13 protein-coding genes are annotated in these 13,065 nt (G+C 65.0%); 11 read left to right on the top strand and 2 right to left on the bottom strand.

Annotation, left to right across the window (positions count from 1 at the left end):
- The 10 genes from ACI3K3_RS24440 to ACI3K3_RS24395 all read left to right on the top strand — a co-directional run.
- A partial coding sequence (locus tag ACI3K3_RS24440) for a tetratricopeptide repeat protein (protein WP_404918516.1) occupies positions 1 to 312 on the top strand: 312 nt, incomplete at its 5' end.
- A 2-nt stretch (positions 313 to 314) separates the two neighbouring features.
- On the top strand, positions 315 to 2,183 hold the full coding sequence (locus ACI3K3_RS24435; RefSeq protein WP_404918514.1) for a TadG family pilus assembly protein: 1,869 nt from the start codon (positions 315 to 317) through the stop codon (positions 2,181 to 2,183).
- Positions 2,184 to 2,259: 76 nt separating this feature from the next.
- On the top strand, positions 2,260 to 2,421 hold the full coding sequence (locus tag ACI3K3_RS24430) for a Flp family type IVb pilin (protein WP_404918512.1): 162 nt from the start codon (positions 2,260 to 2,262) through the stop codon (positions 2,419 to 2,421).
- A gap of 27 nt (positions 2,422 to 2,448) precedes the next feature.
- Complete coding sequence (locus ACI3K3_RS24425) at positions 2,449 to 2,886, top strand: TadE/TadG family type IV pilus assembly protein (protein ID WP_404918510.1); 438 nt, start codon at positions 2,449 to 2,451, stop codon at positions 2,884 to 2,886.
- Complete coding sequence (locus ACI3K3_RS24420; RefSeq protein WP_404918508.1) at positions 2,887 to 3,348, top strand: hypothetical protein; 462 nt, start codon at positions 2,887 to 2,889, stop codon at positions 3,346 to 3,348.
- Between the two features lie 37 nt (positions 3,349 to 3,385).
- The gene (locus tag ACI3K3_RS24415) at positions 3,386 to 4,450 is read left to right on the top strand and encodes a response regulator (RefSeq protein WP_404918506.1); all 1,065 of its coding nucleotides are present in this window, start codon (positions 3,386 to 3,388) and stop codon (positions 4,448 to 4,450) included.
- Positions 4,451 to 4,589: 139 nt separating this feature from the next.
- Positions 4,590 to 5,804: a diguanylate cyclase domain-containing protein gene (locus ACI3K3_RS24410; protein WP_404918504.1), complete on the top strand. Its 1,215-nt coding sequence runs from the start codon at positions 4,590 to 4,592 to the stop codon at positions 5,802 to 5,804.
- A gap of 157 nt (positions 5,805 to 5,961) precedes the next feature.
- Positions 5,962 to 6,339: a hypothetical protein gene (locus ACI3K3_RS24405; protein WP_404918502.1), complete on the top strand. Its 378-nt coding sequence runs from the start codon at positions 5,962 to 5,964 to the stop codon at positions 6,337 to 6,339.
- Positions 6,336 to 9,290, top strand: a complete 2,955-nt coding sequence (locus ACI3K3_RS24400) for a response regulator (protein ID WP_404918500.1) — start codon at positions 6,336 to 6,338, stop codon at positions 9,288 to 9,290. Before ACI3K3_RS24405 ends, ACI3K3_RS24400 begins: the two co-directional genes overlap by 4 nt.
- Positions 9,287 to 10,207 (top strand): diguanylate cyclase, encoded by a 921-nt coding sequence (locus tag ACI3K3_RS24395; RefSeq protein ID WP_404918498.1) that lies wholly within the window; start codon positions 9,287 to 9,289, stop codon positions 10,205 to 10,207. The genes ACI3K3_RS24400 and ACI3K3_RS24395 overlap by 4 nt, the downstream gene beginning before the upstream one ends.
- Before the next feature lie 61 nt (positions 10,208 to 10,268).
- Here ACI3K3_RS24395 and ACI3K3_RS24390 read toward each other — a convergent pair whose 3' ends face one another.
- Positions 10,269 to 11,321 (bottom strand): Leu/Phe/Val dehydrogenase, encoded by a 1,053-nt coding sequence (locus tag ACI3K3_RS24390; RefSeq protein ID WP_404918496.1) that lies wholly within the window; start codon positions 11,319 to 11,321, stop codon positions 10,269 to 10,271.
- A gap of 133 nt (positions 11,322 to 11,454) precedes the next feature.
- Here ACI3K3_RS24390 and ACI3K3_RS24385 point away from each other — a divergent pair, with 133 nt between their 5' ends.
- On the top strand, positions 11,455 to 11,916 hold the full coding sequence (locus tag ACI3K3_RS24385; RefSeq protein WP_404918494.1) for an Lrp/AsnC family transcriptional regulator: 462 nt from the start codon (positions 11,455 to 11,457) through the stop codon (positions 11,914 to 11,916).
- 33 nt (positions 11,917 to 11,949) lie between these two features.
- On the opposite strand, the gene ACI3K3_RS24380 is transcribed toward ACI3K3_RS24385, so the two are convergent.
- Positions 11,950 to 12,741, bottom strand: a complete 792-nt coding sequence (locus ACI3K3_RS24380; RefSeq protein WP_404918492.1) for a hypothetical protein — start codon at positions 12,739 to 12,741, stop codon at positions 11,950 to 11,952.
- Between the last annotated feature and the right edge of the window lie 324 nt (positions 12,742 to 13,065).

The following is a 13,065-nucleotide window of genomic DNA, read 5'->3' as shown; positions in this document are numbered from 1 at the left end:
GCGCAGCAGGGCATAGCCCAGCGCATTGCCGATCCCCTGATCGGCAATGCGCTGGGCTATGCCCTGCTGCGCGGGGGGGATGCGACGCAGGCGGTGGAGGCGCTCAAGGCCGCGCGCGACCTGGCGCCGGGCAACGACGTGGTGCGCAACAATCTCGCGCTGGCGCTGACGGTCGCCGGGCGGCGGGGAGAGGCCGATGCGCTGCTGGCGACGGTGCGCAACCTTTCCGCCAAGGCCGCACTGCGCGCGCAGATCGCCGAGCAGGCCGCGCTCATGCTCGCTCCGCCCGCGACCGCCGCACGGGAGAACTGACCATGACGCGTCTCCGCAATCGGTTGAAGCTGCGGTCCTTGCGGGCGCTGCCCAAGGCACTGGCGGAAGACGAAAGCGGCGTGATCGGGCCGATGGTGGCGGTGCTGGGCGTCTCGCTGCTGGGCGCGGCGGGCCTCGCGCTCGATGTCGGGCTCTATTACCAGGGCAACCGCGACTTGCGCGCCGCCACCGAGGCCGCCGCGCTGGCAGCCTCGATGAACCCCTATGACGCCAGGGCCCGCGCCGAAGACTATCTTGTGCGCAACGGCTATGACGCTTCGGTTCTCAAGTCGGTGGAGATCGGCCGCTATTGTGCGGATATCGGCCAGGCCGCCGGCCAGCGCTTCGATCCCACGATGGCGCGCTGCCCCGGCAATGGGCGCGCCAATGCGGTGCGGCTGGTGTCCAGCCAAGAAAGCCGCCGTTTCCTCACCGGGATACTGGGCGACGCCAGCCCGATCCCCGCGCTTTCCGCCACGGCCTCCGCCGCGCGGATCGACGAGGCGGGCGTCAGCGTCACCTCGGATGTCCTGACCAAGGTCGTCTCGCCCTTGCTCGATCCGGTGACGCAACCGCTGGTCGATGTGGTGAACGGCCTGCTGGGCGGCTTGCTCGGCATTCCGATATCGCTGGGCCGGACCGACGTTCGCGGGCTGATGCAGGGCAATGTGGATGCCGGGCTGTTCTTCGACGCTCTGGCCGAGAAGGAGGGCTTCACCGGCACTTACGGAGAGCTGGTAGGCCGGTCCCACGGTTTGAAGAACGTCGCGGAAGCCGCCGCAGAAGCCGCCGCCACGCCGGAAGCGGCCGCCGCGCTGCGCGTCTTCGCGCGGCAGGTTGGCAATGGCTACACGGTGCCGTTCGAAGGGCTGTTCGGCCTGGGCGTGTGGAAGAACATGCCGGTGGGCGAGGCTAGCGACAAACCGGCGCTGCGGGCGGGCATGAACGCCTATTCGCTCATCACTTACGCCGTCCAGTCGGGGCCGACCGCCATCGATCTCTCGAAAGCGGTGGGGCTGCTGGTGCCGGTGAACACCGTGAAGATCGGCCTGGTGTCGAGCGGCGCGGGCGATCGCCCCCGCTTCGCGTTCGGGCCTGCGGGCGAGGCGCGGGCCGGCAGTTCGGCGCTGCGGATCGGCATCATGATCGATCTGCCGGTCAATCTGGCGGTGGCCTCCGTCGGCGTGCACCTTCCGGTGATCGTGGACGTGGGCGCGGCGCAGGCCGAAGTCAGCGAAATCGATTGCTCTGGTTCGAGCGAGCAGGCGAGGGACACGACCGTCGCCGTCCATGTCAGGTCGGGCACGGTCAACGCCTATATCGGCGACACGGCGTTCGACCCCATGGCGAAATCGCTGCCGGTGATCGGCGCAAGCGACATTCGTCAGGCCAACATCCTGAGTGTCCATCTGCTGGGCAACGAACTGCTCGGCAGCCTCGTCTCGGCGCAAGTGAAGGGCAGGGCGGTGGTGCAACCGGTCACCGGCAGCGGTCCGAACGATGCGATCCTTACTTTCGGGCCGGGCGCGGGAACCCCTGCCGCCCCGGCCCACCCTCGAACCATCGGCAACACGCTGCAACTCGGCCAGACCGTCAGCGGTCTGACGAGCAGCCTGCTTGGTTCGGACGGGCTCGACGTCCAGGTCAAGATCGCGGGAACCTGCCTGCTGGCCTGCAACCTGCTGGAGGCTACCGGACTGAAGACCGTGACGTCCGATGTGCTGCCGCCCGTCCTGAGCCGGGTGACGGCGCTGCTGGGCAACGTGGTCGATCCGCTGCTGAACAACGTGCTGGCGGCACTGGGCGTGCAGGTCGGCAGTGCCACTGTCGCAACCACCGGCGCGCGGTGCGGAGTGCCTGTTTTGATTTAGTTTTCATGAATACCGGCACCGGGTTCCTCCAACCGGTTACGGAAATTTAATCGGAGGAATTGGGGAGTAATGAGTCATGAATACCATTCGTAAGCTTTTCGCGCGTCTGATGACTGACGAACGTGGTCTGACGGCCGTAGAATATGCAGTTCTGGGAGCGATTGTGGTTGCAGCCATTGGTGGCGTAGGCAACACATTTGGGGCGAGTTTAACTGCAGCATTCAATAATCTTATTTAATATCTGTTGATATTGGGTCAGGGGAAGATGGTGCATAAAGCAGTCAAACTTTTGAAACTGCTGAAATGCGAACGCGGGATGGCGGCGCTGGAGTTTGTCTTCCTCGCTCCGGCGCTGCTGGCCCTGGTCTTCGGGATCATCATCTACTCGATCTACTTCAGTGCGTTGATCGGGGTGCGGCAGGCGGCGGCCGAGGGCGCGCGGGCCGCCGTTGCCGGACTTTCCACCAGCGAGCGGGTGGAACTGGCGCAAACCCGCGCGAGACAGGTCGTCGAAGGCTATGGCCGCATTCTCGGTGGCAATACAGCGCCAGTAATAACCGCTTCGTCCGATGGGGCGGGTGTGTTCAAAGTCAAAGTCAGCTATGACATGGTCGGCAGTCCAATAATGAAATATGGGAAAATCGTTCCCCTGCCGTCCTCGATCGTCGAAGCAAGCGTCGTCGTGACAAATGGGGGATACTGAATGGCTGGTCTGAGTTACTTCAATCTTGCCTTGCTGATTGTATTGCTTCTGCCGGCGGTGATCTTGCCGTGGGAAGGGCGCAGGCCACCCAATCTTCTTTATCTAGTGATCGCCATCGGCGGCCTCAGCTTCGCCGCGCTGAAGGGTGGCGTCCCCGCGCTCGGCTGGTCGGTACTGGCAGGCGCATCCTGCCTGGTGCTGGTGGCGGGCGGCTTGGCCGTCCTGCGCTCCACCACGGGGTTTTGCCTGCTGACCGGCAGCCAGATCAAGCTGCTGGCCGCCGGCGCCACCTGGCTTGGGCTGCTCGGCGCGGCGACCATGATCGCGATCACGGCGATGACCCTGCTGATCGTGGCAACGGCGCAGCAGTTCCGCACGGTCACGCGGCGCCCCGATTCGGGGGCGATCGTCGCCGTCGCCATCTTCTGCGTGGGCCTTCAGCAGGTTCTGCCTTCAATCTGAAAAGGGGAACTTCGCCTTGGCGAGGTTTGATGTGCCGATGAACGTAATGAATCCAAGCTGGCGCTCACGTCTCGGAGCCATGCTCAATGCGCCGCGATCGGATGCCGATCTGGACGCCGAGCAGGGGACGGAGCCGGGCGCCGACGGCTCGCTTTCGCCCGAGCCGGTGCTCATCGTCGACGACGACGAGGATTTCGGCAGCGAATGCGCCTTCAGCCTGCGCCTGATGGGCTACGAGCCGATCGTCGCCACCAGTGCGGAAGAGGCGATGGCCCTGTTCGATGCCAACGAGATATCGATCGCCATCGTCGACTACAACATGCCGGGGCAGGACGGCATTGCCCTCATCCACGCCCTGGGCCGGAATGCCGAGGCGCGGGGCCTGCGGCTCCAGTTCATCATGGCCACCGGCTATGCCAGCAAGGATGTCGCCATCGACGCCATGCGGGCCTCGGCCGTGGATTTCCTGGAAAAGCCGATAGACCAGTCCGACTTGCGGCAGGCGCTCCAGCGCATCAAGGGCCTGCGCCAGACACCGGACGCGCGGGAATCGCTGCTGGGCAAGATTTCCAGCCTCAGCACCGAATTGCAGCGCCTGGCGATGCTGATGGACGATCCCGCAGCGCAGCCGAAATTCCGGGCCGGTGACTTTCAGGAAGGTAACTTCAGGCGGGAAGGCGATCTGATCGGCGAGCCCGAGCCCGCCCTGTCGGCGCCGCCGGCAGAATTGCGCGCAACCGCCGAAACCGGGCAGTTGACGGATTTCATCCGCGAACTCCTGCGCAAGGAGATGAAGCGGCGCGAGATCGGCGGCGGCGAACTGTTCGGCGATCCGGCATGGGAGATGCTGCTCGACCTGCTGCTTGCCCGGATCGAGAACCGCCGGGTTTCGGTTTCAAGCGCCTGCATCGCCTCCGGCGCGCCGATGAGCACGGCCTTGCGGCTGGTGCGTCGCCTGGTGGGAGAGAACGTCCTGTGCCGCCTGCCCGACGAGCATGACCGCCGCCGACACTTCCTGGTGATCAATCCCAAGTTCGAGGGGCCATTGCTCGAATATCTCACCGAACAGATGCGCCAGCGCGCGAAATCCGCCGCCAAGTAAGGGTGCGTGGCCGCAGGGTCGCGCAGTTTGCGCTTCGTCGCGATGGTTGAACGCTTTGTTTACAAACAATCGTTAACCACGCGGCGAACCTTCCCAGCGCGACTGCCCGATGACCATAGACCCCCGCACAATGCTGTTCATGACGAATGCCGTCGCTTTCGTGGCTTCGGCGTTCCTGCTTTTCGAATGGCACCTGCTCCGCGAGCGGTCGCTCGCCTACTGGAGTGCGGGCTTCGCCGCGATCGTGGTGGGCTGTGCGATCACGCCCCTGCGAGAGGCGGGCTTCTTCATCGCGGGTGTGTGGCTGGCGAACGGAATGCTGGTGCTGGCACATGTGGCGTTCCTTTACGGCACCGCCAGTTTTCTCGGTCGCCGGATCTCGCCCGCATGGTGCCTCGTGCTTCCGGCCTGGGCCTTGATGCTGGCTGTGCCCGAGGATGGCGCGCGCACGCAGATCCTGTCGCTGGTGAACGCGCTGCTGGTCGCGGTGCTGTCGCTGCGGTCCGCCCAAATGCTCGGCGGACTGCGCGGCCGCCGCGATCCGGACACCACGCTGCTTGCTTTCGCATTCCTCGGCCATGGCGGATTCTATCTGCTCAAGACGCTGATGGCCTTCGTTCCGGGCGCCTTCATCGACCTGTCCCATTACACCGGCCTGATGATCTCGATCTCGCTGTTCGAGGGGATCATGATGGAAGTGGCGCTGGCGCTGTCGATCGTCGGTGCCCTGCGGCGCCGGCGCGAGCGCAGCATCGTGCGTCTGGCGGAACACGATCCGCTGACCGGACTGCTGAATCGTCGAGGCTTCGACGCTCGTGCCCGCGCTGTACTGGCGCAGGAGGACGGACCGGTGGCGCTGTTGCTGCTGGACATCGATCATTTCAAATCGATCAACGACGGCTACGGCCACCCGGAAGGCGACCGCCTGCTGGTGGCCCTGGGAGTCTTCCTTAATTCGACTTTGCCGCACCGCGCCATCTGGGGACGGCTGGGGGGCGACGAATTTGCGGTGCTCCTGCCGCGAACCGACGTTTTCGGGGCGCTCACCCTGGCCAAGGCGCTGTGCCAGGGCTTCGCGCGGGTCGGCGGTGGGCGCGGGCAGGGCGGCACGCTTAGCATCGGCTGCGCCACTTATGCGGAAGGCGCGATAGACCTTGAGGCGCTTTCTGCCGTGGCCGACCGCGCGCTTTACGATGCAAAGCGGCAAGGCCGGAACCGGGCCAGCCACCGCGAAGTCGCGGGCGAACCCTTGGCGAAGAGTCGCGTCGCCAGCGAATCCGGGTCGCACCCGGTCGTCGCCGCAATCACCCCGCCGGACAGGGTCAATTCTCCGGAAGCCCTCTCGGCTCGTTGATAAAATCGATTAATTTCACGTACAATCGAATGCAGCAATCGATTGATCGCGAATACGCAGAGTTCACTTGAGAAACCTTTACTAAAACAATACCTGAAGAGCATAACGCTATCGCTTTGACCCGGGGGGGACAAACTTGCGATCGAGCTGTAAAGACGTGTTTGATCAGGACTTTGAGGATGCAGCGCGGCCGTCCAGCCCTTCGGGCTCGTCGTTTCGCGTCCGCGATCTGGTGCCCGCCGCCTGCCTGCTTGCCGTGGGGCTGATCGCGCTGCTGATCGCCTCGATCCGGAGCGATGCCGCGGACGGCAAGTTCGTGGTGGTGGCGCCGCCCGGCTGGTCGCTGGGCCGCACGGTCGCGCTCGTCCGGGCCGGAGACGGACGCCTTCTCGGCACCGGCAACTTCGCGAACGTGGTCTTCGCGGCGTCCTCCGATTCAAGCTTTGCCGCGCGGTTGCGGGCGGCCGGGGCCTGGCTGGTCGAGCCCGCGCCGTTGGCGCCGGGTTGCGTCACTCCCGAAAGGACAAGCCCTTGAACGACGCGCTCGACAGGCTGAGAACCCGCTTCGGCCTTTTCCTGGTACCGTTGCTGTGGGGACATGTGCTGCTCCAGGCCGCCGTCGCCCAGGCGATGACGGTGACGGGCGGGCAAGCTGGAAACGGCCTGGCCTCGAACGGATTGGCGCTGCAGGCGGGGCTGGCGGCGGCGCTGGTCGCGGCTGCCTATCATGTCACGTGGCGCCGCTGCGGCACGGCGCCCGCCACCCGCTATCTCTCGGTGGTGGCGCTGATGGCGGAGCCGGCCATGCTGCTGTTCCTCCTGCGGGGGCATCCCTGGCAGATGGACATGCACATGTACTTCTTCGCGATGCTGGCCCTGACGATCGCCTGGCTGGATCGACGGGCGATACTGGTCGCCGCCGTCGCCATCGCCGCGCATCACGCCCTGCTGCTGTACCTCTTGCCCTACGCGGTGTTTCCGGAGGCCGGAAATTTCGAGCGTGTCCTGCTCCACGCCGCCATCGTCGCGTTCCAGACCGGGGTGCTGATCTGGCTGAACAACATGCTGCTCGCCAGCTTCGCGCAGAGCGCGCGGATGAGCGAGGAGATCGGGGCCAAGAACATCGCACTGGAAGAACGCACGCGCGAGGCTGAGGAAGCCACCCGTGCCAAGAGCATGTTCCTGGCCAACATGAGCCATGAGATCCGCACGCCGATGAACGCGATCCTCGGTTTCTGCCATCTGGTATCGCGCACGGACCTGGACAAGCGGCAGCGCGGCTATGTCGAGCGGATCAGCGGCGCGGGGGCCTCCCTGCTGCGCCTGATCAACGATATTCTCGACTATTCCAAGAACGAAGCGGGCAAGCTGACGCTCGAATCCCGACCGTTCGACCTTCGTGCCGCCGTTGCCGGACAGATCCAGCTTCTCACGGTGGAAGCGGCGGCCAAAGGCGTGCGGATCGTCGCGCGGATCGACCACCGCCTGCCGGTCAGCGTGGTGGGAGACGAACTGCGGTTCTCGCAGGTGGTCCTCAACCTCCTGAGCAACGCGGTGAAGTTCTCCGATCGCGGGGAAGTGACGGTGGCCGTCGATCTGCTTTCGTCGCAGGCGGATGGCCTCGAAATTGCGCTGGTCGTGCGCGATCATGGCATCGGCATGGATGGAGAACAGCAGGCCAGCCTGTTCCGCTCCTTCTCCCAGGGCGACAGCTCCACCACCCGCCGTTTCGGCGGCACCGGACTTGGCCTGGCCATCTGCCGCCAGATCGTCGAGCAGATGGGCGGCGACATCGGCGTGGAAAGTGCGCCGGGCCAGGGCAGCACCTTCACCTGCCGCATGCGCTTCGCTTCGGGGCGGGCGGCCGGTTTCGAACGGCCGGCCGAGCATATCCGCGCCTTGCGCGTGCTTGCGGCGGACGACAATGCGGCCGCCCGCCAGCTCGTGGAGGAAATCTTCGAAGGCTGGGACATGGGCGTGGATCTCGTGGCCTCGGGCGACGAAGCCGTGGCGGCCTTCGGCAGTGCGGCGGTGGACCGGAAGCCTTACGACCTCGTCCTGCTGGACTGGAAGATGCCGGGCATGGACGGCATGGAAGCGGTGCGAGAGCTTCGCCGCATGCAGCACGGCGCGCCTTCGCCGGTCACGCTCATCGTCACCGCCTATTCGGTGGACGAGATGGCGGCCGAAGCGGGGGAGGCGGGCGTCTCGGCCTTTCTTACCAAGCCGATCGATTCTCATGCCTTGCTGGAGACGATCTCTTCGCTGTTCGCAGAGGGTCTGCCGCAGGTGACGGCGCCGCAGAAGTCAGCGCCCATGCGGGAGGCAAGCGCTCCGGTCGCGGATGGGCAGGTCGCGGAGCCGTTGCGGGGCCTTCGGGTGCTGCTGGTAGAGGACAACGAGATCAACCGCGAGATTGCCACCGAACTGCTGACCCATGCCGGCCTGGTGGTGGATTGCGCGGAAAACGGGCGCGTTGCCTGCGACAAGGTGGCACAGAACGGCCGGGCCTATGCGGGCGTGCTGATGGACGTGCAGATGCCCGAAATGGACGGGATCGAGGCCACGACTATCATCCGCCGCACCTGGCCGATGGCGGAATTGCCGATTATCGCCATCACCGCCCACGCCTTCGAGACGGAACGGCAGCGCTGCCTGGACGCGGGCATGAATGATCACGTGGCCAAGCCCGTCGACCCCCGCCAGCTCATCGTGACGCTGGACCGCTGGTTGAAGCCCGCGCGCGAGGGTAGTGCCGTCACGCGATCCGGCGCGCCTTCGAGTGCAACACAGGCCGCTTCGGTGGCGGAGCTTCCCGATCGCCTGGGCCCGTTCGACATTGCCGAGGCCTTGAAGCGCGTCAACGGCAAGGCGGGCTTGCTCCGCAAGCTGATCGTCAGCTTCGCGGCGACGTACGGCCATGCCGGGCAGGAGATCCGCGATCGGATAGCGGCAGGGCAGATCGCGGATGCACGGCGCCTGGCCCACAGCCTGAAAGGCGTGGCGGGCTCGCTGGAACTGCGCGAGCTGCAAGCTTGCGCCTCGGACGTGGAGCAGCGTCTGGCGCACGAGGATCTGATCCCGGCGCTCGCGGCGATCCAGGCGCTCGAACCGGAACTGGACCGCGCCGTCGCGGCGGCGGGGAAGCTTGCGGAATCGGCCGTGCCCGACGCAGGAGCGGCCGTCCCTCATGCTCGACCCGTGCCGTCCGACGATAGACCTGACCTTTCGGCCGCCTGCGACGAACTTCGCGCGCTGCTACGCCGGCGAAGCCTGGGCGCCAGAAGCGCGTTCGAACGGTTGGCCCAAGATATGGGCCTGGATGATGCCGAGCGCGCCGCGCATCCGCTGCATCTGGCCTTGCAACGGCTGGACTACGTCGCCGCTCTCGCGCTGCTGGAAGGTATGGCGGCTGGAGCGGAGCGCCTGCCGATCACAGAAAGCACTGCCCCCCAAGGCGCCTTCTCCCAAGGAATCCCCTCGTGAACAAAGCGACCATTCTCGTTGTCGATGACGATGTGGCCAATATCGAGATCATGAACGCTGTGCTGGAGGACGACTATGACGTCTGCTTCGCCACATCCGGCGAAGAGGCGATCGATACGGCGCGATCCGTGGACCCGGACCTGATCCTGCTCGATATCGTGCTGCCCGGCATGGATGGTTTCGAAGTCTGCCGTCAGCTCAAGGTCGATCCCGTTCTGGCGGACGTGCCGATTATCTTCATGACCGGGCTGGGCGATACGGAAGACGAGATGCGCGGGCTCTCCCTCGGTGCGATCGACTATGTGGCCAAGCCGATCCAACCCGCGGTCCTGCGTGCGCGGGTGAGCAATCACGTGGAGCTGAAGCGTCTTCGCGACAAGCTGGCGGAACTGGCGGTAACCGATGCGCTGACCGGGCTGAGCAATCGCCGCCAGCTAGAGCGCACGCTGGAAGGCGAATGGGTGCGCCTCTGCCGCACCGGAGACTGGCTGTCGGTGATCATGCTCGACATCGATTTCTTCAAGCAGTTCAACGACACTTACGGCCATGTCGCGGGGGACCGCTGCATCGTCATGATCGCCGCCTCGCTCAACCGCGCGCTGCGGCGGATGACGGCGGTGACGGCGCGTTACGGCGGCGAGGAATTCGTCTGCATCCTGCCCGGCGCTGATCCCGCGACGGCCCTCCAGGTGGCGGAGGAGATCAGACGGCAGGTCAACGCGCTGCAAATTCCGCACGAAACATCGAACGTCAGCCCCTGCGTCACCGTCAGCGTGGGGGTCGCTTCGGCCCGTTGCTCCGGCGAAACGACGCCGGAACGGTGGATCGCCGAAGCGGACAAGCAGCTCTACCTGAGCAAGGTCGCGGGCCGCGACCGCACGGTCGCGACCGAGTTCGAGGTACCCTGTCTGGGGTAAAGTGGGGCAGGGTTAGGGCCCCCGGATCCGCTCCGGGACACCCCAACCCTCGCGCGGGCCGTCAGGCCGGTTCGTGAACCTGCTGCTGCATCAGGCGCTCGGCAGTGCGGTCCGCCACGATCGACGGCGCAAGACCTTCCCGAGCGGCTTCGTCCAACACGGCGGCCACACGCGGACCGATGCGGACGACGCGCTGGCGGACCTCGTCGGCGCTCTCCTTCAGGTATTCCGCCGCCACGTTGATGATCCCGCCGGCATTGGCGACGTAATCGGGCACATAAGTCACGCCGCGTTCGAGCAGCAGCGCGGCCATGTCCTCGCTCGCGAGCTGGTTGTTGGCCGCGCCGCAGACGAGGCGCGCCTCCAGCCTGCCGATCGTGGCTGCATCCAGCACGCCGCCCAGGGCGCAGGGTGCGAAGATGTCGGCGGCAATCCCGGCAATCTCATGAACCGCCACCACGCGTGCGCCATGGACTTCCGCCACACGGGCACAGCGCGCCGGATCGATGTCGGCCACGACGAGTTCCGCACCGGCTTCCGCCAGCATGTCGCACAAGTGGCCGCCGACATTGCCGACGCCCAGCACGGCCACGGTCATGCTCGAAAGCGCGCTGCCGGACTGGAATGCCACGGCGGCGCGCATGGCCTCGAACACGCCGAGCGCGGTCCAAGGGGAGGGATCACCGCCAGCGCGGCCGGGCAGGGCGGTGCGCCCGGCGACATGGCTGGTGTGACGCGCGATCGCTTCCATGTCGGAAACGGTGGTACCGACGTCCTCGGCGGTGACGTAGCGCCCGTCGAGGCGTTCGACCGCCTGGCCGAAGGCTTCGAACAGCGCGACACGATCGAACGCGCCGACCGGGCGTCGCAGCACGGCCTTGCCGCCGCCGAAAGGCAGTTCGGCCATGGCGTTCTTGTAGCTCATGCCCTCGGCAAGACGCACGGCATCGGCCATGGCGCTGCTTTCGTCGGCATAAGTCCAGAACCGGCAACCGCCGGCGGCCGGACCGCGCGCGGTGGAGTGAATGGCGATCACTCCGTCAAGGCCGGCTGCTTCGTCGTAGAGACGGACATATTCCATCGGCGGCGTCATGCGGCTGGCGCGGGCGACCATTTCAAAAACTCCAGGCTGGCGTAAGTGCCGGCACCCTTATTGCAGGTCCCGCGAGGGCAATCTCTCCTCATTCGGGGTCGAAAACCCCCATTATCGGCAAGACGTACCTAAAAAGACATGATATGAGAAAAATATGCCCGATCTAGACCCATACGAGCGAAAGATTCTCCGAGAGCTCCAGCGTGACGCAAGTCAGACCACCGCGCAGATCGCAGAGCGGGTTGGCCTGTCGTCCTCGCCTTGCTGGCGGCGTATCGATCGGCTGGAACGGGAAGGCTACATCAAGCGCCGGGTGGCGCTCGTGGATCGCAAGAAAGTGGGGCTGGACGCCCACGTCTTCGCGCAAGTGAAACTGAACGCCCATGGCCGCGCCAACCTCGATGAGTTCTCCGCCAAGATCCGCGAGTTTCCCGAGGTGCTGGACTGCTACGTGCTGATGGGCTCGGTAGACTTCCTGATCCGGGTGGTAGCCGCCGATATCGAGGCTTACGAAAAGTTCTTCTTCGAAAAGCTTTCGCAGCTCCCCGGGGTGCAGGAATTGAACTCCATCGTCGCCTTGTCCGAAATCAAGGCAACCACGGAATTGCCGATCTGAATGGGGATGTCGGCGCTGTCGGTAATTCTCGTTTCAGTTTTCCAGCTTGCGCAGTCGATTGTAGAGGTCGCTGCACGCGTCGCTTGGTGCGATGGCCCAGCTTCGCTTCGCACACTGTCGCGCTCGGTCGAGATAGTCCGGATCGTGAGCCAGTTCGTAGCGATCCAGCCATAGCGATCCGCGCTGGACCAGCAGAATGCGTGTCTCTTCGCCGTCCAGACCATTGGCCTTGCGGGCGACCAGATCGGTATGGCTCAGGGCTTCCATTATCTTACCCGAATCCTGCAGGCCCGATACAAGGGCGATGACCAGATCTCCGGGAGGGGGATTCTGGGCGCCCTCCAGCCATGCCGCGGCCAATCTGGCCTCCTCGCGCGCAGAGCCATACTTGCGGGCGAGACGAATCCCCTCGAACCGGTCCTCGCGCCAGGGCAGGCGATAGGCCTGAGCCGCTTCGATGGCTGCTATCAGGCCGGGGAGATCGTCTTCCTCGATACGGGCGCGAAACCCGAATGCCGCGACTTTCTGCCGCATCCTGTCGTGCTCAAGGTCTGTGGGCGTGCGGAGCGAGGATATCGCGGACATTAGGGCAGGTGTCAGAAGCACGTATCCCGAGGTGAGGGGGCATTTGCGTGGCAGGCCGTCTATCGTCCGCAATTGAACCGCGCGGATCCGAAGATCCAGGCTGACGATAGTCGCGACGTCCTCGGGGTCGTCGATATAGAAGCCGGCGCCGATCAGGCTTTCGGCCAGTCCTTGCCCGCCGGGCTTGTGAAGCAGCGGCAATATGTCCTCGCCACTGATGTCCTCGGCTTCGATGTCCAACGGCAGCACCTCCTGCTGCGGCTTTTACAGGTTTGGCTGGAGAGTGAACATCCCGGTTTCGGCCGAAATGGCGGAGACGGCGGCGGAAAACGGTGGTTTGGTACGATTATGAAGATTTTTTGAAATTAGCGTGTTGACCGAATCATGGGTGGGACTTAGAGGGCCTCTCACCGCAGCGGAGCAGACGCTCTTGCAGTGGTCGCCAAGACATTACGGGCAACATGCTCCCCAATCGCAAGAAGCGGGGATTGCTGGTTGTCCGGGTTTTTTGTCTGGCGGATCTTTGACATTGTAGGTTTTAGATGAAGGGACATGTGGGCGACG

It is taken from the genome of Novosphingobium sp. ZW T3_23, from assembly GCF_044987305.1.
Taxonomy (GTDB): Bacteria; Pseudomonadota; Alphaproteobacteria; order Sphingomonadales; family Sphingomonadaceae; genus Novosphingobium.
This window is presented reverse-complemented; position numbering and strand designations above follow the sequence as displayed.